Origin of the sequence: Pseudomonas sp. SM4 (assembly GCF_051913165.1) — a bacterium.
GTDB lineage: Bacteria > Pseudomonadota > Gammaproteobacteria > Pseudomonadales > Pseudomonadaceae > Aquipseudomonas.
On the sequence record NZ_JBODOE010000007.1, the window covers coordinates 331,786 to 354,594 of the forward strand.

A 22,809-nucleotide genomic window follows, 5' to 3' on the forward strand; every position below is an offset into this window, starting at 1 on the left:
ATCGTAGGTACAGTTGAGGGAGATATCTGCAAGTGCCGGGCCAGTTTTGCCCGACACCCGAGAAAAGCGCCGGGCGGCGTGTTCAATGCGCGAGTGCGTGCTGTCGCTCGTCTTCGTAGACAGGGCGCACATCAGCAAACTCATTGCTGATATCCGCCACCAGCATGGCAATTTCCGAGGGGCTTTTATCTTTGGCTTCTGACTCCAGCGTCTGACAGAGTTCCGCCAGGCGCACAGCGCCCATGTTGCTGGCGCTGCCCTTGAAACTATGGGCAACCTCCGACAAGACCTTGGCGTCCGCAGTCTTGCGCAGCTCAACCAAGCGACTTTCGGAATCGGTCAGAAAGGTATCCAGCAACTCCGGATACCCGTCCTCCATGACTTCGCGCAGTACGCTCAGCGCCTCGCGATCCACATGTTGGTCAGTCACTTGCTCACTCCTTGATCAAGAATTGCGCGGATTATGCCTGAACCTCCCAGAAAAACTCCACGCAAGCACTACGACCTTCGTCCGACCACCTGGCGTTATGCCCCAATTGCCGGATCAGGCTGACACCGCGCCCCGACAGACGGACGTCGTCCAATGGCCGCTCCATCACCCGCGCCACATCAAAGCCCTTGCCACTGTCTTCGACCCGGATCAGCAGGCATCCGCCGTTGTTCACAGGCCTCACCTGCAGATGCACGCGCACAAAACCCTCCTGCAAGGCATCGAGCCGCTGATTGCGCTGCTGATAATAAAGGGCAAAACCGGCAGCATCGCGCTTGAGACTGGAATCCAGACCCAGCACGCCATGCTCCAGCGCGTTGGAGTAGAGCTCGGCGAGCACGCTGTACAACGCGCCGCTCTGCCCGCGCAAACCATGCACCTCCAACAGCAACTGCAACAGGTATGGCAATGGATTGAAACGCTTGAGTGTAGCCCCGCGAAACTCGAAGCTCACCGACCAGTCCAGCGGACAGGATTGACCGCTGTCGGAATACACCGGCGCCGACGGATTGACCTGTGCCAGCTCAAGCAAACTGACCTCGACCATGCTCACATCGTCGCGCGCCTCACCGCGAAAATCCCGTAGCGCCTGCTCGATGTCCTCGAACAACCGATCAGGCTCACGGTTGGCGGCGAACACTCGCTGCAGACGCTCGACACCGAACAACTGATCGTTGGCATCGCTGGTATCAATGACCCCGTCGGACAACACGAAAACCCGATCGCCAACCGCCATCGAATGCACTTCAGTGCGGTCATCGAATGCCTGTGGACTGAGCACGCCCAACGGCAAATGGCGCGCCGCCAACGGTTCGCGCTCGCCCGTGGCGATTCGGTGCAAGTAGCTGTCAGGCATGCCGCCATTCCACACTTCCACCGAGCGCCGCTGAAAACTCAGGCACAGCAGCGTCGCGCAACAGAACATGTCCACGGGCAGGATGCGTTTGAGCTTGGCGTTCATTTCGCGCAGGGTTTCGGCCAGGCCATAGCCCTTGGCGGTCATGCCATAGAAGACTTCGGCCAAGGGCATCGCGCCCACCGCTGCCGGCAAACCGTGGCCGGTGAAGTCGCCGAGCATGACGTGCATGTCGCCCGCTGGCGTATAGGCCGCCAGCAACAGGTCGCCGTTGAACAGCGCGTAGGGCGATTGCAGATATCGGATGTTTGGCGCACTCAGGCAGCCGGCATGCGCCACCTTGTCGAACACCGCTTTGGCGACGCGCTGTTCGTTGAGAAGGTAGTCGTGATGTTTGGCAATCAGGTCGCGTTGTTGCAGCACGGTAGCTTGCAGACGTCGCAAGCGATCCATCGCCTTGATTTTGGCGGCGAGAATCACTTGGTTGTAGGGCTTCGCCAGAAAATCGTCACCACCTGCCTCAAGGCAACGCGCCAGCGCTTCGCTTTCCGTCAACGAGGTCAGGAAGATAATCGGCACGAGGGTTTCCCCTGCCAGCGCCTTGATCTGCCGCGCCGCTTCGAAGCCGTCCATCACTGGCATCATGGCGTCCATCAACACCAGGCTGGGCTGCTGACGGCGGAACACCTCGACCGCTTCGGCACCGTTGGCCGCCGTCAGCACTTCATGCCCCTGACGACGGACGATGGTCGACAGCAGCAAGCGGTCGGCGGCACTGTCTTCGGCGATCAGAATGGTCAGCGGCTCTTGCGCCTGCATGCTGGTCAACTGATGTCGAAGAGTTTGTCGAAATTGGAGATGGCGAGGATTTTGCGCACGTCGGAGTTGCTGTTGACGACCCGCACGTCGGACTCGTCGCCGCCGGCGTGATCACGCAGCAGGAGCAGCATGCCCAAGGCCGAGCTGTCGAGGTAGGTGGCTTCTTTGAGGTCGACCACGATGGACTCGGGTTTCTGATCGAGACGCTCGTAGGACTCGCGAAACTCCTGGTGACGACCGAAATCAAATCGCCCCTTGACTGAGATAGTCAGTTTTTGACCATCTGGAGAAAGATCTGTAACGACTGACATTGACTGGCTTCCTTGTCATTGACGAACGTGTACAAGGTTTAGCACTTGGCAGGGGATGGGGCAAGGTTGGAAGCAAGATCAAAAGATCGCACCCTTCGGCACCCCCTACACTGATCCCCTGCAGGAGCTACCGAAGGCTGCGATCTGTTGATCTTCAGTACGGATTCTGCCGAGGCAAGCGCTGGGACAACTCGTCCAGCAGCTTCTGCTCACGCTTGTCCTCGGCCCGCTGCGCCTCGTCGCGGTAACGCTGCACTAGCTTGCGCAACCCTTCGACCCGGGCAAACGCCTGTTGCCAGGCATCACGCGCCTTTTCCAGATTGTTCTGGTGCCAGACCAGGCTCTGGCGCTGCTGATCAACGGCGGTGTCGAGTTGCGCCAGAAAGCCCTGGAAGCCGAGCAGCCATTGCCCGGTCACGCCGGTGCTGCCGCGCACGATCCATTGCTGCGAGTAATCCAGACGAAAGGCGTTGAGGTCGGCGAGTTTGCTTTCGGCCACTTTCACCTGGCCCTGGAAATACCCCAGGCGTTGCACGGCGGCTTTCTCGGCCTTCTCGGCCATGTCCACCACCGGCACCAGACGCGCGGCTCGACTAAGGGCCATGGCCGGTTAACCGCCGGGCGCCGGAGCGAAGATCGAGGCCAAGTGATTTTCACTGGCCCCCATGTTGATGTTGTCGTTCAAGCCCTGACGCAAGTACAGCGACATCGACGGCTGCAAGCTGATCGCAGTGTCGGTTTCGCGGTCACCACCGGCCACATAAGCACCGACGCTGATCAGGTCGCGACTCTGCTGATAACGCGACCAGTATTGCTTGAACATCTGCGCATGGTTCATGTGCTTGATGCCGACCACCGACGGCATCACCCGGCTGATCGACGCCTCGATGTCGATGGCCGGGTAGTGCCCTTCTTCGGCCAGACGCCGCGACAGCACAATGTGGCCGTCGAGTACGCCGCGCGCCGAGTCGGCAATCGGGTCCTGCTGATCGTCGCCTTCGGACAGTACGGTGTAGAACGCGGTGATCGAACCACCGCCCTTCTCCGCGTTACCCGCGCGCTCCACCAGTTTCGGCAACTTGGCGAACACCGACGGCGGATAACCCTTGGTCGCCGGCGGCTCGCCGATGGCCAGGGCGATTTCCCGCTGGGCCTGAGCGAAACGGGTCAGCGAATCCATCAGCAACAGGACGTTCTTGCCCTTGTCGCGGAAATACTCGGCGATGCGCGTGCAATACATCGCGGCACGCAAACGCATCAGTGGCGCATCGTCCGCTGGCGAGGCGACGACCACGGAGCGCTTGAGGCCTTCTTCACCGAGGATGTGCTCGATGAATTCTTTAACTTCTCGACCCCGCTCACCGATCAGGCCAACGACGATGATGTCGGCCTCGGTAAAGCGGGTCATCATGCCCAGCAGCACGGATTTACCGACGCCGGTACCGGCGAACAGACCGAGACGCTGGCCGCGACCGACCGTCAACAAACCGTTGATGCAACGGATGCCGACATCCAGCGGCACGCTGATCGGGTCACGGTTGAGCGGGTTGATCGTCGGGCCGTCCATCGGCACCCAGTCTTCGGCTTTCATGCCGCCCTTGCCGTCCAGCGCACGACCGGCGCCATCGAGCACACGACCGAGCATGCTCATGCCCATCGGCAAGCGACCGGCATCAGCCAGCGGCACCACGCGGGCGCCGGGGGCGATACCGGCAACGCTGCCGACGGGCATCAAGAAGACTTTATTGCCGGAGAACCCCATGACTTCCGCTTCCACCTGGGAGGGGTGGTAGCTGTCGTCATTGATCACCATGCAGCGGGTGCCCATGGCAGCGCGCAGGCCTTCGGCTTCGAGCGTCAGGCCGACCATGCGCAGCAGGCGGCCTTCAAGGATCGGCGCACCGGCAATCTCGGTGGCCTCGGCATAGGTGCTCAGGCGCTTGGCGAAGCTGGTGCGTTCAAGGCGCATCGGGGGTGTCCGCGAGCGGCTCGTCAGCGTCGACGACCGGCTTGGCGTCTTCGGGAATATCCAGGCTCAGGTCCGCTGCGGCCGGGTGCAAGGCCTGCTCGTGCAACTGATCGAACAGCTTGGCCATGACCTGACTGACGCGCGACTCGATGCTGGCATCGATGCGACTGTGCTCGGTTTCTACCCGGCAACCGCCGGGCAACAGCGTGTCGTCCTCGACGATGCGCCAGGTTTCTTCATGGCGCTCGCGCAGGGCTTTGACCTGGGCGAAATCCTGCGGATTGACGTACAGGCGCACGTTTTCCACGCCCAGCGGCAACAGCTTGAGCGCATCGCGCATGACCTGCTCGATCTGCGTCGAATCGATCGCCAGTTCGCGCTTGATCACCTGTTTGGCGATGTGTTGCACGAGGTCGACCAGCGACTTTTCGATCTGCGTGTCTTGCTCGGCAATCGGTTCGAACAGGTGGCCCATCAGTTGCTCAAGGCTGGCGACTTTCGCTGCCAAAGCCACTTCGGCTTCCTGACGGACCTTCAGCGTGGTGCTGTGAAAACCTTCTTTTTCACCAATGGCGAAGCCCTCGTTGTAAGCCTCCTGACGGATGCTTTCGAGTTCTTCCAGGGTCAGTGGCTGGACTTCGTCCAGCGGCACTTCTTCCATTTCCGGCGGCTCGGGTTCCGGCTCAGGCTCCGGCTCAGGTTTCGGCGGATCGAAGCTGGGCATCGCCCAGGATTCAAATCCGCGAACATCGCGGGCACGGATCAGATCCGTCACATCGTCGTCGTGCTTGTCCATGGGCTTAGATCATTTCCTCGCCACCCTTGCCGCCGAGTACGATTTCGCCGGCTTCGGCCATACGACGGGCAATGGTGAGGATTTCTTTCTGCGCGGTTTCGACGTCGCTGACGCGCACCGGGCCTTTGGCCTCGAGATCGTCGCGCAACAGTTCGGCGGCTCGCTTGGACATGTTCTTGAAGATCTTCTCTTTGACGCCTTCGTCCGAACCCTTGAGGGCCAGCACCAGCACGTCGGAAGACACTTCGCGCAACAGCGCCTGAATGCCACGGTCGTCGACATCGGCGAGGTTGTTGAACACGAACATGAGGTCTTCGATCTGACCGGACAGGTCTTCGTCGACTTCGCGGATCGAGTCCATGAGCTGGCCTTCGATCGAGCTGTCGAGGAAGTTCATGATGTCCGCCGCACGCTTGATGCCACCCAGGGTGGTGCGCGAGGCATTCGAGTTGCCGGAGAACTGCTTCTCGAGAATCTGGTTGAGTTCTTTCAGTGCTGCCGGTTGCACGGTGTTCAACGACGACACGCGCAGGATGATGTCCAGACGCACTTTATGGTCGAAGTTGCCGAGCACCTCACCGGCCTGATCCGGATCAAGGTACGCCACCACGATCGCCTGGATCTGCGGGTGTTCGTAACGGATCACGTCGGCAACGGCGCGCGGCTCCATCCATTTCAGGCTGTCGAGGCCACTGGTGTTGCCACCGAGCAGGATGCGGTCGATCAGGCCGTTGGCCTTGTCTTCACCCAGGGCCTGGGTGAGCATTTTGCGCACGTAGTCGTCGGAACCGACGCCCAGGCTGGTCTGGTCGCCGACGATGTCGACGAACTCGCTCATGACCTGTTCGACTTGCTCGCGATGGACGTTGCCCATCTGCGCCATCGCCACACCCACACGCTGAACCTCTTTCGGGCCCATGTGGCGCAACACTTGCGCAGCATCGGTCGAGCCCAGGGACAGCAGCAGAATCGCCGCTTTATCGACCCGGGACAGTTTAGCGACAGCGGCTCGGTTATCACTCATCTGCGTTAATCCACTCTTTCACGACCTGGGCCACGCGACCCGGATCTTCTGCCACCAGACTCTTGATTGCATTCAGCTGCGCGTCATAACCCTCGCTCGGGCTCGGCAACAGAATGCTCTGAGGACCACCGAGGCTTACGCGGTCGTTGGAAAGTTCGCCGTCCAGGCCGCCCATGCCACCGAGTTCCACGTCGCCGCCAAGACCGGCCAGCTCCTTGCCTTTGCCACCGCCGGTGATGTTGTTGAGCACCGGACGCAGCACACCAAACACCAGCACGAGGATGAACAACACACCCAGCACTTGTTTGACGATGTCCCAGAACCATGGCTGGGAGTAGAACGGAATATCGGCGATCACTTCACCGCGCTCGGCGGAGAACGGCATGTTGATCACGCTCACGCTGTCACCACGGCTGGCGTCGAAACCGACGGCGTCCTGCACCAGGCGCGTGAAGCGCGCCAATTCGTCGGCGCTCCACGGCGCACGGGTGGTTTCGCCGTTGGCGGCGTTGACCTTGACCTGATCGTCGACAACAACCGACACCGACAGACGATTCAGGCGACCCTGCTGCTGTTTGGTGTGGCTGATCGAACGGTCGAGTTCGAAGTTCTTGGTCGATTGTGAACGCTTGTCTGCCGGGTACGGCGCGAGCATTGGCTGGCCGGTGGCCGGGTCCATGATCTGCTGGCCGTTGGCGTCAACCAATGGCTGACCTGGCTGCACCATGCTCGCCGGCGCAGCTGCGCCACCGGTGGTTTGCGGCGCCGAGGCTGGCGATGGCGGCTGGTTGCTCAGGGCACCCGGCACACCTTGCGGGCCATTGCTGGCGGTGCGTTGTTCGTTGACCGACTGCTCGCTGCGCAACGCCGGTTGATCCGGGTTGAACTGCTCGGCGGTCGACTCGACGGCACTGAAATCGACATCGGCCGACACTTCAGCCTTGTAGCGATCGTTGCCCAGTACCGGCTGCAGAATGTTGTGCACGCGCTGGGTGAGCATGCTTTCCATGCGACGGCTGTAATCGAACTGCTTGCCGGCCATGGTCATTTCGGAGTTTTCCGCCTGATCAGAGAGCAGGTTGCCCTTCTGGTCGACGACGGTGATCTGCGATTTGCTCAACTCGGGAACGGAGGTTGCCACCAGGTTGATAATGGCAACGACCTGACCCGGCTCCAGCGAACGACCGCTGTACAGTTCGACCAGCACCGAAGCGCTTGGCTTGCGTTCGTCACGCACGAACACCGAACTCTTCGGAATCGCCAGATGCACGCGGGCACCCTTGACGTTGTTCAGGCTGGAGATGGTCCGCGCCAGTTCGCCTTCGAGGCCGCGACGGTAACGGGTCGCTTCCATGAACTGGCTGGTGCCCAGCCCCTGTTCCTTGTCGAGGATTTCAAAACCGATGTTGCCATCGCTGGGAGTGACACCAGCGGCCGCGAGCTTGAGGCGCGCGCGAGACAGATCATCGGCCTTGACCAGCAAGGCGCCGGAGTTCGGTTCAACGGTGTACGGGATGTCGGCCGAGGCCAGGGTGTCCATGACCTGTTTGGCGTCCATGCCGGCAAGGCTGCCGTACAACGGACGGTAATCCGGCTGCTGCGACCACAGCACCACGGCAAAGCCAATCGCCACGCTCGCAGCCAGGCCGACCAACAGGCCCACCTGACGCAGCATGGTCATCTCGGAGAGGTTTTCCAGGAAGGACAGGCCGAACAGCGGCGGTTTGCCGTCTATCGGGGTGGCCTTGGCCGGAACGTTATCGGCGACTGCTTCTGCCATGACTCAATCTCGTCCTTATACCGGCATCTGCATGATGTCTTGATAAGCCTGAACCAGTTTGTTGCGCACCTGGGTCAGAGCCTGGAACGACACGCTGGCTTTCTGCGAAGAAATCATCACGTCCGTCAGGTCAACGCCGCTCTTGCCGATTTCAAAGGCGTTGGCCAATTGGGTCGACGCCTGCTGGGTATCGCTGACTTTGTTGATGGCCTGACCGAGCATGTCGGAAAAGCTGCTGCCCGCCAGTTCAGGGACAGCTGCAGTCGATTTCGGCGCAGACATGGCATCCATTTGCATGGATTTCATGTCCATCATCAACCGATTAAATTCAATACCTTGGCTCATGGTCTACTCTCTTGGGCGGCCCGCAATTTTTTGACACTCACTCGGCGGGTACACAGGTGTTAGCAACAAGGGTGCCAGCTCAGGCCCGACCCTTTCAGAAAAGCGTTTTGAAATCCTTGCAGCGTGGATCAGGTGGCGAACAGGTAGCCTTCGACGTCCATCCCGGCATCGCGCATTTGCGCCAGTTTGTAGCGCAAGGTACGCGGGCTGATGCCAAGCTTTTCCGCCGCCTCCTTGCGACGCCCGCGCTCAGTGCGCAGGGTGTCGATGATCATCTGAAACTCCCGACGACGCAGGTCATCGCCCAGTGCGCCGGCGGAATCCGCCTCGATGTCGACTTCACGAATCAGCGCGGGCGCCGGCGCTGCCACCGGCAAAGCGGCAAACGTCACCGGCCCGGCGAGACAGAAATCCTGCGGCTGAATCAACCCGCCCTGCTGCAGGATCAGTGCCCGTTGAATGGCGTTATCCAGCTCGCGCACATTGCCTGGCCACGCGTAGCCGGTCAGACAGGCTTGCGCCGCTGGCGACAGTTTTGCCGCCGCATGCTTCATTTTATTGACGTGCTTGGCGAGCAAGCGCTCAGCCAGCGGCAAGATATCGGCAGTGCGCTCGCGAAGTGGACGCCAAGCGAGGGGGAAAACCGACAGACGGTAAAAAAGATCTTCACGGAAGCGCCCCGCTGCCACTTCGCCCGCCAGATCGCGGTTGGTGGTGGCGACCACACGAATATCCAGATTGATCGGTTTGCGCGCGCCGACCCGCTCGACCTCACGCTCCTGCAACACGCGCAACAGCTTGGCTTGCAGGCCCAAAGGCATCTCGGAAATTTCGTCGAGCAGAATGGTGCCGCCGTCGGCCTGTTCGAACTTGCCGGCCTGCGCCGCGATGGCACCGGTGAACGAGCCCTTCTCGTGACCAAATAATGTCGCTTCGAGCATGTTGTCGGGGATCGCCGCACAGTTGATCGCAATGAACGGCTGATTGGCGCGATGGGATTGCTGATGGATATAGCGCGCCAGCACTTCTTTACCGGTGCCGGACTCACCGGAGATCAGCACCGTGGAATCACTGCGCGCCACGCGGGCGGCCAAATCGAGCAATTGCGCACTGGCCGGCTCGACGGCGATCGGCCCCTCGGATTCGCCGACGCTGATGCAACCCAACGCATGCCGCGCGACCAGGTCAAGCAATGCCTTGGGTTCGAACGGCTTGACCAGATAATCCGCCGCCCCCTGGCGCATGGCATCGACCGCACGCTCGACGGCGCCATGCGCGGTCATCAGCAGCACCGGCAATTGCGGCTGACGGGCGCGCAGCAAGGCGAGCAATTGATGGCCGTCCATACCGGGCATGTTGACGTCGCTGACCACCAGACTGAACGCCTCGCGCGCCACGGCCGTCAACGCGTCTTCAGCGCTGCCGACCGCATGGTAATCATGGCCGGCCAACAGCAGCGTATCGGCCAGTGCTTCGCGCAACGAGCGGTCATCCTCGACCAGCAAAACCTTGATGCCCATGTCTTTCACTCAGCTCCCTGTACAGCGGAAAACAGCGGCAGGATCACCTGCGCGCACGTACCGCGCCCAACACGTGAGCGCAGTTGCAATTCTCCCTGATGCGCACGGGCCACAGCCTTGACCACGGTCAGGCCGAGGCCGGTACCGGTGACCTTGGTGGTAAAAAACGGCTCACCCAGACGGGCGAGCACCACGGGATCGATACCGCTGCCACTGTCACTGACGCACAGGCGCAGGGTGTTATCGCGGGCATAGCAATGCACTTTCAGGCGCACCTCGGCGGTGCTGGCCTGGATGGCGTTTTCGATCAGATTCAACAACGCCCCGACCAAGGTGTCGCGATTGCACAGCAACTCGCCGACATGACTGTCGCACTGCCAGCGAATCGGCAGATCCTGCACATGAGTCAGTGCGGCCGCTTGCAGCGACTGCATCAACGCATGCGGGGTGAGGCGATCGGTCAGCGGCAATTCACCACGGGCGAATACCAGCATGTCGCGCACTTGATGTTCCAGTTCATGCAGCCGCTCTTTGAGGCGACCGGCAAAACGCTGCTGGGTGGCGACCGGCAATTCCTGCTCAGTCAAATGACTGGCGTAGAGCAAGGCCGCAGACAATGGCGTGCGGATCTGATGCGCCAGCGAGGCAACCATCCGCCCCAGCGACGACAAGCGCTCGTGGCGCGCCAGCTGATCTTGCAGGTGACGGGTTTCCGTCAAATCGTTGAGCAGCACCAATTGCCCCGGCTCGGCATCCAGCGAGCGGGTAGCGATCGACAGGCGTCGACCGTTTTTCAGGGAAATTTCGTGACCGTCGTCTTCACGCGGGGCGAAGCAGCGGGCAATCACCTGGCGCCACAATTCGCCTTCCAGCGGCAGCCCGAGCAACTCGATGGCCGCCGGATTGGCCTCGACCACAATGCCGTGGCTATCGATAACGATAACGCCACCGGGCAACAGGTCCAGAAGGTTTTGCAGGCGGTTGGCCAGGCGTTCTTTTTCCGCCAGCTCCTGCATGCGCTGGGCACTGACCACGGCCAACTCGCCCTTGAGCTCGGTGACCCGCGCTTCAAGCATGCTGTAGGAGTCGGTCAACTGGCTGGACATCTGATTGAACAGCGCGAACGCCTGCTCAAGGCCCTGTCGGCTTGCCTGTTCTACGGAGGACGATTGCCCCTCGGGACTGGAGGCAGATGACATCTGGGCGGCTTGGGGCATTGTGCTCTCTCGCTTGGCTGACCGTCAGTTAAACGGAACGTTGCGAGGGATGTAGCAATACCCGTGCCTAAAAAAAACTGCTTATAAATGAAGAAGTTGAAAAACAGGCGTCAATCATCCGCCTGTTCATCACCATCACGCCGACTCATGCCGTACTTGCGCATCTTCTCGACCAGGGTGGTACGACGGATACGCAGACGCTCGGCCGCACGCGCCACAATGCCATTGGCATCATCCAGCGCCTGCTGAATCAGGCCCTGCTCCAGCCCACCGAGGTAGTCTTTCAAGTCCAGGCCTTCCGGCGGCAACAGGGCGTTGGCGCTGAAGTCCGGCGTATGGCCATTGATCGCCACGCGCTCTTCGAGATCGCTGCGCAGGCTGTCGACCATCTGCTCGTCTTCGTCATCGACGTAGCGGAATTTCTTCGGCAACTCGACCACGCCGATCACCCCGTACGGGTGCATGATCGCCATGCGCTCGACCAGGTTGGCCAGTTCGCGGACGTTGCCCGGCCAGCCATGACGGCACAGCGACATGATCGCCGCCGAGTTGAAACGGATCGAGCCGCGCTTTTCGTGTTCCATGCGCGAGATCAGTTCGTTCATCAGCAGCGGGATGTCTTCGACGCGCTCACGCAGCGGCGCCATCTCGATCGGGAACACGTTCAGGCGATAGTAGAGGTCTTCGCGGAAGGTGCCGATCTCGATCATGCTTTCGAGATTCTTGTGGGTCGCGGCAATGATGCGCACGTCGACGCTCTGGGTCTTGTTGCTGCCCACGCGCTCGAAGGTGCGCTCTTGCAGCACGCGCAGCAGCTTGACCTGCATCGGCAGCGGCATGTCGCCGATTTCGTCGAGGAACAGCGTACCGCCATTGGCCAGCTCGAAACGACCGGCACGGCTGGTGATGGCGCCGGTGAAAGCGCCCTTCTCGTGGCCGAACAGTTCGCTTTCGAGCAACTCGGCCGGGATCGCCCCGCAGTTGACTGGCACGAACGGCGCATCGCGGCGCTTGGAATGGTAATGCAGGTTGCGCGCAACCACTTCCTTGCCGGTACCGGACTCGCCGAGGATCAGCACGCTGGCGTCGGTGTCGGCCACTTGCTGCATCATCTGGCGCACGTGCTGGATCGCCCGGCTGGTGCCGACGAGGCTGCGGAACAGATTGGGTTCGCGATGACGGCCGCGCTCGCGGGCCTGGTCGTACATCTCGCGGTAGACCTGGGCACGGTGCAGCGAGTCGAGCAGTTTGCTGTAGCTGGGCGGCATTTCGAGGGTCGACAGCACGCGGCGACGCTGGTCATCCGGCAGATCGACGGAAGAATTATCGCCCATCAACAACACTGGAAGGAACTCATCCCAGGTTGAGAGTGTCTTTAACAAGCCCAAAAGCGCACCAGGAGCATTGACCGTCCCGATCAGTACGCAAATGACCTCACGACTAGACGACAAAGAGCCGACTGCCTGCTGCCAGTCATGGCTTCCGCAGGGTAAATTTTCTTCGCCGAGAAAATTTAGAATCACCGCCAGGTCGCGGCGGCGGACGCTATCGTCATCGATCAGCAGAATTTTGGTTTCACGCCACATGCAATAGCAACTTCCCTAGTCAACTCAATGCCCGAAAAATGGGGCAAGCGAGACGCTTGCAGGACACCATGTGCCTGTAGACGCCTGAAATCTGAAATCAGCCACTAGTTAAGTCAAAAAACCGTGCACAGTCAAATTTATGGCGCACATGTCTGGATTAACTGGGGGTTAATTAACCAAACAGATGGTAAACCTTTGCCGCATTCTGCGCTTGGGTGATCTGCGACATCTCATCGGCTATTGCCTGCCGCTCCCCGGTCGCTGCATCCAGCAACTGTTTGTAAACCCCGAGCAATTCCTCAAGGTTGTCGCGCAATGCGGCCTCGTCCACCGAAGCTTCACTCAAGACGTCTTCCATGCAGGAACGGCAAGCCATGTCCAGCTCGCTGATGGCTTCCCAGTTGCGCTCGGCCAGAGCACCGGCCAGAGCCTCGCGGGTTTCTTCGATTCGCTGCAATACAAGACTCATGGTGATCTCCTTAAAACTGTGGAGCCGGCGTGCCAATGGCATCCCAGCCGTCCTTGACCGTGCGCAACAGGTCAGCGACTTCGTCGAGGATCTTCGGGTCGGTCTTGGCGTTGGCTTCGGTCAGACGCTTCATCATGTATTCGTAAAGATTGGCCAACTCGCCAACCGATTCCGACTGATTGTCCAGATCGAGCCCTTCGAGCAAGCCGCCGATGATGCCGATGGCTTTGCCGATCAGGACGCCTTTGTTGGGGATGTCCTTGCGCTCCATGGCGCCTTTGGCCTGAGCGATACGATCAAGACCACCCTCCATCAGCATCTGTACCAGACGGTGCGGGCTGGCTTCGGAAGTCTGCGCCTGGGCGCCAATCTTCTGGTATTGGCGAAGGGCTAACATCGGATTCATGTTCTACCTCATCAAATTTTTGTGGGTCGCATATCGAGTGTATCGACGACGCGTCAAAAAACTTTAGATCCAAATGCAAAAAGCCCGGAGCGCTCACTTACGCTGCCGGGCTTTTGGCGTTTACAGCCTTAACCTTTCTGCTGAGCGGTCAACGCCTCGAACATCGAAGTGATGTTGCTGGCGGTGGCTTTCAGCTTGCCGACCAAGGTGTCCATGTCGTTGTACTTTTTGGTCAGTACATCGGTCAGGGTAGCGATCCGGCGATCCAGTGCATCTTGGTCATTGCTTAGACGCTTTTTGGTGGCATCCAGCGCTTTACTGCGCGCATCGAGGATCGAATCCTGAACCTTGCCATTGATCGTCTTGGACTCAGTGAACGGCTTGACCGCATTATTCATGCGCTCCAGCAGCCCGTTAGTACCGGTGAACAGGGTCTGCACTTCACCACCGAGTTTCTTGTTCATCGCGGCGGTGAACTTGGTGCTGTCGAAGTTCAGCGCACCGGTCTTCTGATCAGTGGTGATGCCCAACTGCGACAACACGGTCAATTTATCGCCAGAACCGGTTTGCGACAGAGGTTCGCGCAGCGCATTGAGAATCGAACGCGGCAATGGGTCACCGGTCAGCGGGCCAGCTACGGTGAGCTTGCCGTCGTCATCGAGCGACGATTTGGTCAGCGACGTTACAGCGTTGGCGACCGCGTTGTAGGCATCGACAAACTTCTGGATCGAGGCTTTCAGCCCGTCATTGTTCGACGCAACAGTGACCGTGGATTTGCCGACGGCCGCCAGACTCAGGGTCAACCCGGAAATGGCCGTGTCGTTGGTGTTGGAACTGCTGGTGATCTTCAGGCCATCAACGGTGAATTCGGCGTCCTGCGCCAATTCGCCGATCGCGCCCGACGAGGCGGCGGTCGCCGGCGACGACATTTTATTGTTGCCGTTGATTTCCAGGCCAGCAATACCGCTCGCGGAAATGTCGGAGCCGGCACCGGTGGTGGTCGAGCCCAATACCAGACGCGAGCCGAAGCTGTCGGTCACGATGTTGGCACTCAAGCCCTTGGACTGATACTGGGTGTTGATCGAGTCACGCACCGACTGCAGGGTTGCGCCCGCCGCGACGGTCACCGGATAGCTTTTGCCACCTTGGGTGATGGTCAGCGTACCTGGCGGAATCGAACTGGTATTGCCGCCGGAGAATGCCGCAGAAGCGACCTTCGAAGACGTGGCAAGTTTTGTGACGTCGACAACATAGTTACCGGAAACGGCATAGTTGCTCGAAGTGGCACCCAACACTTTGGGGTCGGAGGACGTTGCCGCGAAACCGGTGAACTGCGGGGCGGTGGTGCTACCCAGATCAGTCAGGGTCTTCTGGAACGTCGCCAGCAGCGACTTCAAAGTACCAATACCGGAAATGCTCGACGTGTTGGTGGCGGTACCACGGTCGATCTGACCTTGCTTGGCCGCTTTATCAGCGTTTACCAAGGCTTTGACGATAGCACCGGTATCAAGGCCGGAGCCTAAACCCGTGCCCGGTAGAATTGGACTTGCCATGTGGAACTCCCTTCAGTGTGTCGCCGGTCTTTTGACCACTACAACGCCCAAAAGAACATAGCAACAAAATTCGTGCCAGCTGTCAGACTTTAGCGCTGAACAACAGGCTGCTTGCATCATTCAAACTGTTTGCCAGTTTCAGCACTTCTTCGTTGGGGATCTGACGGATCACCTCACCGGATTCGCTGGCAATCACTTTGACTACTACTTTGCCTGAAGGCTCATCAATCGAGAACTCCAGATTGCGTTTGACCGACTGCACAAACTTTTCGATTTCCTGAACGGCCATCTTCAGTTTTTCCTGCGCGGTCTGCTCGCTTTTACTTTCTTCCTTGACAGCAGTCACCGGGGCAACCACCGGGCGAGGCTTTTCCGCAGGCTTTTCGGCAACAGTCGTCGCCTGCTTGGCCGCAGGATAAGACAAGTTCAGCTTGGCGCTCATATCCATGTCCATCACCTCTTAGAAAAGTAAAAAGCGAGAGAGCGCGACATGCGCACTCCCCCGCCAAAACTCACCAGCTATTACTGAAGCAGTTTCAGTACAGCGGATGGCAGTTGGTTGGCTTGAGCCAGAACTGCGGTGGAAGCTTGTTGCAGAGTTTGTTGCTTGGTCAGCTGTGCAGTTTCAGCAGCGAAGTCGGTATCTTGTACGCGACCCAGTGCAGCACTGGCGTTTTCGTTGATGTTCTGCAGGTTGGAGATGGTGCTGGTCAGACGGTTCTGGGCAGCACCCAGGTCTGCACGGCTGGAGTTGATCTTGGCCAGAGCGGCGTCGATTTTGGTCAGCGCGTTGTTCATCGAAGCTTCAGCGGTAGCGGAGTCGTTACCGGTGATTTGTACGGTAGCCGAATCAACCGACAGGGTAGCTGCGTCGAAGCCGCTGTCCAGGGTCAGGGTGATCTGGTTAGTAGCGCCAGTGTTGGAACCAACCTGGAAGGTCATGGTGCCAGCAGTGCCGTCGATCAGGTTTTTGCCGTTCAGGTTGGTCGACTTGGCGATACGAGTCAGCTCGTCCGACATCGAAGCGAATTCTTTGTTCAGAGCAGCGCGGTCAGCAGTGCCGTTCGAATCGTTTCGGGATTGAACAGCCAGTTCACGCATACGCTGCAGAATGTTGGTCGATTCTTGCATCGCGCCTTCAGCGGTCTGAGCGATCGAGATACCGTCGTTGGCGTTTTTGATAGCCATGGTCTGACCGCGGATCTGCGAAGTCATACGGGTAGCGATTTGCAGGCCGGCGGCGTCGTCTTTAGCGCTGTTGATTTTCAGGCCGGAGGACAGACGGGTCATCGAAGTCGACAGAGCGTCGGAAGCACGGTTCAGGTTTTTCTGAACGTTCAACGATGTGACGTTAGTGTTTACTGTTAAAGCCATGACGAATTCCTCGTTGGTTGGGTACTGCGGCTTCCGGCCCTGGCAACCGCCGGGTATGGCCTAGAGAACCTTCGTAATAGTTATCGTCGGAATTGGAACTTGCTTTAGGGGATTTTCAAAAAAAATTGCCATCAGGTAGCCATCCCTCGTAAATCAAGGACTTGGCGGCAGTTGCGCAGCGTAAAAATGGCGCCAGGAAAACGCCGGAAAGCAGACGAGCAGAGCGTCGTGGCAACGCGCAGGAGAAAATTGCTTAAAAGGACAGACTGTCCGTGATCACCTGGACCAGTTCGTATTCGAGGTAGTCAGCCAGCGCCAACCAGTTCTGCGACGCCTGACAATGGAACATCAGCCCGAGAATCTGTAACCACTGCTGCTGGTTGTCCGGCGGCGCCTGATCGAACGCCGATTGCAATGCGCCCGCCAGCTCACTCATGGCCAGGCTCGCCTCCACATCACGCCCCAGACGAAACAACGCCGCACATTGCTGCGCCTGAACCACAAATACATCAGTCATACCGCGATCTCCGGATGAAACGCCGTCCCGGCGATCATCGCCCCGGCCCGGCTGGTGTTATAGAAACGCACCTGTGGATGCCCGGCGATGTAACGCTCCAGCTCACAGAGATAACTGCGGAAATTGAGCTGCGTCTTGATGCGCTGGCCGTGGCCATCGAGCACCCAGTGTTTGGCGGCGATCAATTGCGGCCCCAGGTCACCGTCGCCCCAACCGGCATGGGTCTTGTCGCCGGGGAAGGCAAAGTCGGCACCAAACAGGGTGATCTGCGCAGCGCCCATCTTCACCGCCAGATCCACCGCCGGGTGAATCACGCTGCCACCGACGTACAGTTCGCCGCGCGGCAGTTGCTGACGAATCGTTTGATAGATCGGACTGGCCGAGTACGCCGCATGGCGCGGGCCTTGCCAGTCCTTGAGCATCCGCGGGTCGACCATCGGCATATAGACGAGGGTTATTGCAGCGGTATTCGCTGCGGGTAGATGCCGCGCTGAAATGCGCTGATCGATGCTGACCACAATGTCCGGACGAATACCGTGGTCCAGCAATGGCCGATAGGCCGTATCGACACAGATGAACAACGGCCGCTCGGCCTGTGCGCGAATGGCTTGCAGGCGCTCGAAGTGCAGTTCCAGACTCGGCCCCGTGGCGATCACGAACACGTCGCGCCCCGGCTGCGAAGCGAACAGCGCAGCCACATCACCATCGCCTTGCAGCAACGCGTGACTGGCCTGCAAACGCTCGACGATGTCCGCCGCTTGCGGATCGAACTCGCGATTATTGAAGGTCAGGTGAGTTTCACTGATCAGCCGATCACGGATCTTGGCGTTGTAGTCATCGGCCAACACCAGCTCTGCGGGCAACGCGAAGAACGGCAGGCAGATTTCTGCAAGGTCACCGGCGTAATGCAATTCGATGCGCGGATCATTGAGCCACGGTTGTTGATCGAGCAACTGCAACACCAGCGCAAACACCGCGCCGTTGAGCAGATGCACGTGCAATTGCTTGAGCTGCGGACGCTGCAACAGTTCCAACTGCAAATCGCCCAACCCGGTGCCATAGACATGCAGAACCAGACTATCGTCGGGCAGGCTCGCGGCCTGGACTTGCGCCTCGCGAGTGCGGTCATGACGGCTGGTCAATTGAATGCCGTTGATGCTCAGCGTCGAACCCAGCCCTTCGACCAGATCAGCCTGCAACGGGGACGGATCTTCCGCCAGCAGACGGGCCGCTACCAATGGCCAGCGACGCTGGATGATGTCGGCATTCGATTGAAAAAAATCGCTCATGGCGCCTCGTGAACGTTCAGGCAAAAAAATAGCGCTCAAGGTTACACCTTGAGCGCTTTTTTGTGCCGCGATTTACCGATGAAGAGCGGGCTCAGGGGCGATAAATGATCGCCGAACCCCACGACAGACCCACACCGAAGCCGCTCAGGGCAACGCGCTGCCATTGCGAGTCGAGGGCGTGCTTTTCCAGCAGCAGCGGAATGCTCGACGACACCGTGTTGCCGGTCTCGACCATGTCCTTGATGAACTTCTCCGGCTCGCCTTCGAAGCGCCGTGCCACGGCATCGACAATCGCCGCGCTGCCCTGGTGAATGCAGAACGCATCGATGTCATCGGCCTTGAGGCCAGAGTCGTCGAGCAACTCATGCAAGTGTGCCGGGACTTTCAGCAGGGCAAAGTTGAACACCTGGCGACCGTTCATGAAGAACACACCATCAGTGACTTTCAGGTGCGGCGCACCGGAACCATCGGTGCCGAACTTGGCCTTGCCCAGCGCCCAGGCCGGGTCTTCGCCCATCCACGTTGCGGTGGCGGCATCACCGAAAAGCATGGTGGTGTTGCGGTCTTCCGGGTCAACGATCTTCGAGTACGGATCGGCGGTGATCAGCAGGCCATTTTTCAGGCCGGCGGCTTCCATGAAACCCTTGATCGCGTAGATACCGTAGACGTAACCGGAGCAGCCCAGGGAAATGTCGAACGCCGCGACGTTGGTCGGCAGACCGAGTTTGTCCTGGACGATCGCTGCGGTGTGCGGCAGGCCCTCTTCGTCACCGTTCTGGGTGACCACGATCAGTGCGTCGATCGATTCACGTTTCAGCTCAGGGTTGTTGGCAAACAGCGCATTGGCCGCTTCCACGCACAGATCGGAGGTTTCCTGGTCAGCGTCTTTACGAGGCAGGAAGGCCGAACCGATCTTGCCAAGGATGAATTCTTCATCCTTCTCGAATTTTGCACCTTGTGCGTAATTGTCCACGCCGGCTACAGGTACGTAGCTCGCAATGCTTTTTATGCCAATCATTACGGCTTCCCAATAAAAAACAGCCCAAGACCACCGCTCGCAAGGATTTCGAGGGGCGCCGACAAACAGAAAACGGCCGCCACAACGGGCAGCCACGGGGAGCGCAAAGGGCTATCACTGGAATCGAAAACGAGCCAGGCGCCATCTCCCCGATCAATACAATACAGTGAAGATGCGCGTTATGACTCGCAGGTCACGCTATTTTGCCGAATCGGTGCAGATCGGCTTATTCGACCAACGACCAGTCCAGCGGCGTGCCGCGCTTGATCGGAGTGCGCGCGCGACGACCGATGACGGCCTCGGCATGCTTGGGCGGCAGGCCGAGACCCGGACGAATGGCGCGCAGGTTGTCCCCGCTAAAGGGTTCACCGGCGGCCATGTCGGCGGTGACGTACAACGAACGGCGATACACCAGCGACTTGCGCTCGGCTTCGGTAGGGCCGTATTGCACTTGGCCCATGGCCTGCCAGGCGCGTTCGGTTTCGAGCACCAGGCTGGCCATTTCCGCCGGCTCCAGCGAGAAACTGGCATCCACGCCGCCGGCCGCACGGTCGAGGGTGAAGTGTTTTTCCACCACGGTCGCACCGAGCGCCACGGCCGCGACGGACACGCCCACACCCATGGAGTGATCGGACAGCCCCACCTCACAACCGAACAATTCGCGCAGATGCGGGATCGTGCGCACGTTGCTGTTCAGCGGGGTGGCCGGATAAGTGCTGGTGCATTTGAGCAGGACCAGATCCTTGCAACCGGCCTCGCGGGCGGCACGCACGGTCTCATCGAGTTCGGCGATGCTGGCCATGCCCGTGGAGATGATCAGCGGTTTGCCGGTCGCCGCCACACGACGGATCAGCGGCAAGTCGGTGTTTTCGAAACTGGCGATTTTGTAGGCCGGCACATCGAGGCTTTCCAGAAAATCCACTGCGCTGACATCGAATGGCGTCGAGAAGGCGAGCATGCCCAGCGCTTTGGCCCGGGCGAAAATCGGTGCATGCCATTCCCACGGTGTATGGGCTTTTTCATACAACTCGTACAACGAGGTGCCCGCCCACAGACTGCCCGGGTCCTTGATGAAGAACTCGCCTTCAGCGATGTCCAGCGTCATGGTTTCGGCGGTGTAGGTTTGCAGCTTCAAGGCGTGCGCGCCGGCCTTGGCCGCCGCCTCGACGATTTGCAGCGCCACTTCCAGCGACTGGTTATGGTTGCCGCTCATCTCGGCAATGATGAAGGGCGGCGCGTCGGCACCGATCAGGCGGTCGCCAATCTTGAAACTAGGCATGCGGGTGATCCTTCAAAACACGGGTGAACGCGCAGGCACTCTGGGTGAAACCGGCGTCACGAAAAACATTCAATGAGGGGCGATTGGCGGGCAACACCTGGGCCGTGATGGCGGTGAGCTGCGGCCAGTATTCGCGGACGAACGATTCGCCGCGAGCCAGCAACGCCCTGCCCCAGCCAAGACCGAAACGCCGTTCGAGCAGATAAATCGACACTTCGGCCTCAAGCCCGCGCAAGTCATAACGCAACACGCCCACCGGGCCGTCATCAGCCTCGGCGATCAGCAGCAGACGCTGCGGGTTGCGCAAACTGGCATTCAACCAGTTGAGATGTTGCGCCCAGTCGATCACGCCTTGATCATTCGACCAACGCCGCACGGCCTCGGCGTTGCGCCCGTCGAACAACAAGCGCGCATCGTCCGCAGTCGCCAGGCGAACCTTTAATACCGCGCCGGCCAAGGCCGCCGCCACGCGCAGCGCACCACGACCGTCGACCAGTTGCCGCGAACGCTCGGCGAGGCTTTGCCGCAGGTAAAAATTATCGCTGACGAAACCGATGGCCTGCCGCAGTTGCTCGACGCTGACCTGCTCGCGAGCGCCCATGAACACATGCGCCCCGGCGGCCGCCATGACTTCGCCGTTGGCCTGTTGGTTGTTCGACACAGCGATACAGATCGTTGGCAGGCCCATGGCCGCGCGCTCCCAACTGGTACCGCCGCCGGCGCCGATGAACAGATCGGCCGCGCTCATGCGCTGATAAAAATCGCTGACAAAACTGTGCAGGCGCCAGTGCGGCCGCGTCTCGGCCAAAGCCTGCATCGGCGCCCACGCCGGGTTATCGGCGCCAGCGACAAAGTCGACTTCAAGCTGCGCAAAATCGGCCAGCGCGAGCATCGCATGATGGGTCTGCATCGCCGCATCAAAACCGCCGAAGTTCACCAGCACCCGCCGCACCCTGGCTCTGATTTCGATCGCCGGGCAACGGAACTCCTCACGCAACATGGCGTAGCGCGGGCCGAGCAACGTGCGACAGCCGTCTGGTAGCAGTGGCGCGTAGTTTTCGCTCAAGCCCGACAGGTTCTGATTGAGCAACAGATCGACGCTGTAGCGTCGGCTCGCCAGATCATCCACCGCGGCAATCCGTGGCGCCCAGCGGCGGGCGGCGGTTTGCCAGTGATGATCGAGGCCATAGTGATCGGCAATGATCCAGTCGAAGTCGGCATGCCCCTCAAGCAAATCGTCCAGTGCATCGATATCGGCCTGCCACGGCAGCATGGCTTCGATGGCCTGCTGCGGGTCTTCATCGACGTAACGTTCGGGCAGCGCGAACGTCTCGAAACCTTCGCCCTGCAAGGCGTCAAGCCGATGCCCGGGCAAGCGTCGACAGGCAAACGCGACATGACTGCCCTGCTCGCGCAACACCCGCGCCAGCGTCAGGCAGCGGGCAATGTGGCCGCTGCCGATGGTCGGCGAGGCGTCGGCACGGATCAGCACTCTCATGAGATTTCTCCGCCGGCCTTCAGCGCGGCGTAGAGGTATTCGGCGCGCTTCCAGTCTTCCGGCGTATCGATGTCCTGCACCAGATGCCGCGGCACAATCACCGGCAGGCTGGCCGGCGAGAAAATCACTTCACCGCGCAACCATGCGTCACTGCGACCCCAGTAAAACTGGCCGGCATCCTGGAAGGCTTCGGGCAAATCCTGCGAACGGGTGTTGCGAAACTCCGGGTACATCGCCGTCAGTGCGCCCTGCCCGTCGAGGGTCAGCGCACGCTGCACCGGGAAACCGAAACTGCTGACCGAGAAGGCAAAAGATTTGTCCGCGTGCTGCTCCAGCAAATCCAGGCCCTGACGCAGATAACGCGCCTGCAACAGCGGCGCGGTGGCGTACACGCAGCAGACGTAGTCAAACCCCGGCAACTGCTGCAAGGCATGGACGATCACCGCAGCAGTACCGGCGAAATCGTCGGCCAGTTCGGCCGGGCGCAGGAACGGCACGTCAGCGCCGTGTGCCTGCGCAACCTCGGCAATTTCTGCGTCGTCAGTGCTGACCACCACGCGCTCGAACAACCCTGAATCCAGCGCCAGGCGGATCGAGCGCACGATCATCGGCACGCCATCGAACGGCATCAGGTTCTTGCGCGGGATGCGCTTGCTGCCACCACGGGCGGGGATGATCGCAACGCAGCTCACG

Annotated in this window: 23 protein-coding genes; all 23 read right to left on the reverse strand. The window is 60.0% G+C overall.

The window, feature by feature from the left end; translation table 11 throughout:
- Positions 1-82: 82 nt before the first annotated feature.
- On the reverse strand, positions 83-430 hold the full coding sequence (locus ACQ4MY_RS15970; RefSeq protein ID WP_440095781.1) for an Hpt domain-containing protein: 348 nt from the start codon (positions 428-430) through the stop codon (positions 83-85).
- A gap of 31 nt (positions 431-461) precedes the next feature.
- Positions 462-2,165 (reverse strand): ATP-binding SpoIIE family protein phosphatase, encoded by a 1,704-nt coding sequence (locus ACQ4MY_RS15975; RefSeq protein WP_440095799.1) that lies wholly within the window; start codon positions 2,163-2,165, stop codon positions 462-464.
- Between the two features lie 5 nt (positions 2,166-2,170).
- On the reverse strand, positions 2,171-2,476 hold the full coding sequence (locus ACQ4MY_RS15980) for an STAS domain-containing protein (protein ID WP_008077648.1): 306 nt from the start codon (positions 2,474-2,476) through the stop codon (positions 2,171-2,173).
- A 154-nt stretch (positions 2,477-2,630) separates the two neighbouring features.
- Positions 2,631-3,080: a flagellar export protein FliJ gene (fliJ, locus tag ACQ4MY_RS15985; RefSeq protein WP_008077647.1), complete on the reverse strand. Its 450-nt coding sequence runs from the start codon at positions 3,078-3,080 to the stop codon at positions 2,631-2,633.
- A 6-nt stretch (positions 3,081-3,086) separates the two neighbouring features.
- Entirely contained in the window at positions 3,087-4,445 is a 1,359-nt protein-coding gene (gene fliI / locus ACQ4MY_RS15990; protein ID WP_158831221.1) for a flagellar protein export ATPase FliI, read from the reverse strand.
- Positions 4,435-5,241, reverse strand: a complete 807-nt coding sequence (fliH, locus tag ACQ4MY_RS15995; protein WP_008077053.1) for a flagellar assembly protein FliH — start codon at positions 5,239-5,241, stop codon at positions 4,435-4,437. The genes fliI and fliH overlap by 11 nt, the downstream gene beginning before the upstream one ends.
- A 4-nt stretch (positions 5,242-5,245) precedes the next feature.
- The gene (gene fliG, locus ACQ4MY_RS16000) at positions 5,246-6,265 is read right to left on the reverse strand and encodes a flagellar motor switch protein FliG (protein WP_007958288.1); all 1,020 of its coding nucleotides are present in this window, start codon (positions 6,263-6,265) and stop codon (positions 5,246-5,248) included.
- Positions 6,258-8,045 (reverse strand): flagellar basal-body MS-ring/collar protein FliF, encoded by a 1,788-nt coding sequence (fliF, locus tag ACQ4MY_RS16005; protein WP_008077054.1) that lies wholly within the window; start codon positions 8,043-8,045, stop codon positions 6,258-6,260. The genes fliG and fliF overlap by 8 nt, the downstream gene beginning before the upstream one ends.
- A 15-nt stretch (positions 8,046-8,060) precedes the next feature.
- Positions 8,061-8,390, reverse strand: a complete 330-nt coding sequence (gene fliE / locus ACQ4MY_RS16010; protein ID WP_008077055.1) for a flagellar hook-basal body complex protein FliE — start codon at positions 8,388-8,390, stop codon at positions 8,061-8,063.
- 128 nt (positions 8,391-8,518) lie between these two features.
- Entirely contained in the window at positions 8,519-9,910 is a 1,392-nt protein-coding gene (gene fleR / locus ACQ4MY_RS16015) for a sigma-54-dependent response regulator transcription factor FleR (RefSeq protein ID WP_008077056.1), read from the reverse strand.
- 5 nt (positions 9,911-9,915) lie between these two features.
- Positions 9,916-11,109, reverse strand: coding sequence for a sensor histidine kinase (locus ACQ4MY_RS16020; RefSeq protein ID WP_440095800.1), 1,194 nt, complete (start codon positions 11,107-11,109; stop codon positions 9,916-9,918).
- A gap of 128 nt (positions 11,110-11,237) precedes the next feature.
- On the reverse strand, positions 11,238-12,713 hold the full coding sequence (locus ACQ4MY_RS16025) for a sigma-54 dependent transcriptional regulator (protein WP_008077058.1): 1,476 nt from the start codon (positions 12,711-12,713) through the stop codon (positions 11,238-11,240).
- A gap of 172 nt (positions 12,714-12,885) precedes the next feature.
- Positions 12,886-13,182: a flagellar protein FliT gene (fliT, locus tag ACQ4MY_RS16030; RefSeq protein WP_008077059.1), complete on the reverse strand. Its 297-nt coding sequence runs from the start codon at positions 13,180-13,182 to the stop codon at positions 12,886-12,888.
- Positions 13,183-13,192: 10 nt separating this feature from the next.
- Positions 13,193-13,588: a flagellar export chaperone FliS gene (gene fliS / locus ACQ4MY_RS16035; RefSeq protein ID WP_008077060.1), complete on the reverse strand. Its 396-nt coding sequence runs from the start codon at positions 13,586-13,588 to the stop codon at positions 13,193-13,195.
- Positions 13,589-13,716: 128 nt separating this feature from the next.
- Positions 13,717-15,141: a flagellar filament capping protein FliD gene (gene fliD, locus ACQ4MY_RS16040; RefSeq protein ID WP_440095783.1), complete on the reverse strand. Its 1,425-nt coding sequence runs from the start codon at positions 15,139-15,141 to the stop codon at positions 13,717-13,719.
- An 82-nt stretch (positions 15,142-15,223) separates the two neighbouring features.
- The gene (locus ACQ4MY_RS16045) at positions 15,224-15,589 is read right to left on the reverse strand and encodes a flagellar protein FlaG (protein WP_440095785.1); all 366 of its coding nucleotides are present in this window, start codon (positions 15,587-15,589) and stop codon (positions 15,224-15,226) included.
- Between the two features lie 74 nt (positions 15,590-15,663).
- Positions 15,664-16,515, reverse strand: a complete 852-nt coding sequence (locus tag ACQ4MY_RS16050; protein ID WP_008077063.1) for a flagellin domain-containing protein — start codon at positions 16,513-16,515, stop codon at positions 15,664-15,666.
- 253 nt (positions 16,516-16,768) lie between these two features.
- Positions 16,769-17,032, reverse strand: coding sequence for a hypothetical protein (locus ACQ4MY_RS16055; RefSeq protein WP_008077064.1), 264 nt, complete (start codon positions 17,030-17,032; stop codon positions 16,769-16,771).
- Positions 17,029-18,321 carry a motility associated factor glycosyltransferase family protein gene (locus tag ACQ4MY_RS16060; RefSeq protein ID WP_440095787.1) on the reverse strand — a complete coding sequence of 431 codons (1,293 nt, stop codon included), beginning with the start codon at positions 18,319-18,321 and terminating at the stop codon, positions 17,029-17,031. Before ACQ4MY_RS16060 ends, ACQ4MY_RS16055 begins: the two co-directional genes overlap by 4 nt.
- Positions 18,322-18,412: 91 nt before the next feature.
- Positions 18,413-19,339, reverse strand: a complete 927-nt coding sequence (locus ACQ4MY_RS16065; protein WP_008077067.1) for a ketoacyl-ACP synthase III — start codon at positions 19,337-19,339, stop codon at positions 18,413-18,415.
- A 226-nt stretch (positions 19,340-19,565) separates the two neighbouring features.
- Positions 19,566-20,618 carry a pseudaminic acid synthase gene (gene pseI, locus ACQ4MY_RS16070; RefSeq protein WP_440095788.1) on the reverse strand — a complete coding sequence of 351 codons (1,053 nt, stop codon included), beginning with the start codon at positions 20,616-20,618 and terminating at the stop codon, positions 19,566-19,568.
- Positions 20,611-22,116 (reverse strand): UDP-2,4-diacetamido-2,4,6-trideoxy-beta-L-altropyranose hydrolase, encoded by a 1,506-nt coding sequence (gene pseG / locus ACQ4MY_RS16075; RefSeq protein WP_440095789.1) that lies wholly within the window; start codon positions 22,114-22,116, stop codon positions 20,611-20,613. The genes pseI and pseG overlap by 8 nt, the downstream gene beginning before the upstream one ends.
- Positions 22,113-22,808: a pseudaminic acid cytidylyltransferase gene (gene pseF / locus ACQ4MY_RS16080; RefSeq protein WP_440095790.1), complete on the reverse strand. Its 696-nt coding sequence runs from the start codon at positions 22,806-22,808 to the stop codon at positions 22,113-22,115. The genes pseG and pseF overlap by 4 nt, the downstream gene beginning before the upstream one ends.
- Position 22,809 lies beyond the last annotated feature (1 nt).

Coding starts and splice junctions, on each gene's coding strand:
- ACQ4MY_RS16055 (WP_008077064.1), bottom strand. CDS start 17,032: ATGACTGATGTATTTGTGGTTCAGGCGCAGCAATGTGCGGCGTTGTTT.
- fliT (WP_008077059.1), bottom strand. CDS start 13,182: ATGAGTCTTGTATTGCAGCGAATCGAAGAAACCCGCGAGGCTCTGGCC.
- fleR (WP_008077056.1), bottom strand. CDS start 9,910: ATGGGCATCAAGGTTTTGCTGGTCGAGGATGACCGCTCGTTGCGCGAA.
- fliI (WP_158831221.1), bottom strand. CDS start 4,445: ATGCGCCTTGAACGCACCAGCTTCGCCAAGCGCCTGAGCACCTATGCC.
- pseI (WP_440095788.1), bottom strand. CDS start 20,618: ATGCCTAGTTTCAAGATTGGCGACCGCCTGATCGGTGCCGACGCGCCG.
- fliH (WP_008077053.1), bottom strand. CDS start 5,241: ATGGACAAGCACGACGACGATGTGACGGATCTGATCCGTGCCCGCGAT.
- ACQ4MY_RS15975 (WP_440095799.1), bottom strand. CDS start 2,165: ATGCAGGCGCAAGAGCCGCTGACCATTCTGATCGCCGAAGACAGTGCC.
- ACQ4MY_RS16050 (WP_008077063.1), bottom strand. CDS start 16,515: ATGGCTTTAACAGTAAACACTAACGTCACATCGTTGAACGTTCAGAAA.
- fliS (WP_008077060.1), bottom strand. CDS start 13,588: ATGAATCCGATGTTAGCCCTTCGCCAATACCAGAAGATTGGCGCCCAG.
- ACQ4MY_RS16020 (WP_440095800.1), bottom strand. CDS start 11,109: ATGTCATCTGCCTCCAGTCCCGAGGGGCAATCGTCCTCCGTAGAACAG.
- ACQ4MY_RS16045 (WP_440095785.1), bottom strand. CDS start 15,589: ATGGATATGAGCGCCAAGCTGAACTTGTCTTATCCTGCGGCCAAGCAG.
- fliD (WP_440095783.1), bottom strand. CDS start 15,141: ATGGCAAGTCCAATTCTACCGGGCACGGGTTTAGGCTCCGGCCTTGAT.
- fliJ (WP_008077647.1), bottom strand. CDS start 3,080: ATGGCCCTTAGTCGAGCCGCGCGTCTGGTGCCGGTGGTGGACATGGCC.
- ACQ4MY_RS15980 (WP_008077648.1), bottom strand. CDS start 2,476: ATGTCAGTCGTTACAGATCTTTCTCCAGATGGTCAAAAACTGACTATC.
- ACQ4MY_RS16060 (WP_440095787.1), bottom strand. CDS start 18,321: ATGAGCGATTTTTTTCAATCGAATGCCGACATCATCCAGCGTCGCTGG.
- fliE (WP_008077055.1), bottom strand. CDS start 8,390: ATGAGCCAAGGTATTGAATTTAATCGGTTGATGATGGACATGAAATCC.
- ACQ4MY_RS16025 (WP_008077058.1), bottom strand. CDS start 12,713: ATGTGGCGTGAAACCAAAATTCTGCTGATCGATGACGATAGCGTCCGC.
- ACQ4MY_RS16065 (WP_008077067.1), bottom strand. CDS start 19,339: ATGATTGGCATAAAAAGCATTGCGAGCTACGTACCTGTAGCCGGCGTG.
- pseG (WP_440095789.1), bottom strand. CDS start 22,116: ATGAGAGTGCTGATCCGTGCCGACGCCTCGCCGACCATCGGCAGCGGC.
- fliF (WP_008077054.1), bottom strand. CDS start 8,045: ATGGCAGAAGCAGTCGCCGATAACGTTCCGGCCAAGGCCACCCCGATA.
- fliG (WP_007958288.1), bottom strand. CDS start 6,265: ATGAGTGATAACCGAGCCGCTGTCGCTAAACTGTCCCGGGTCGATAAA.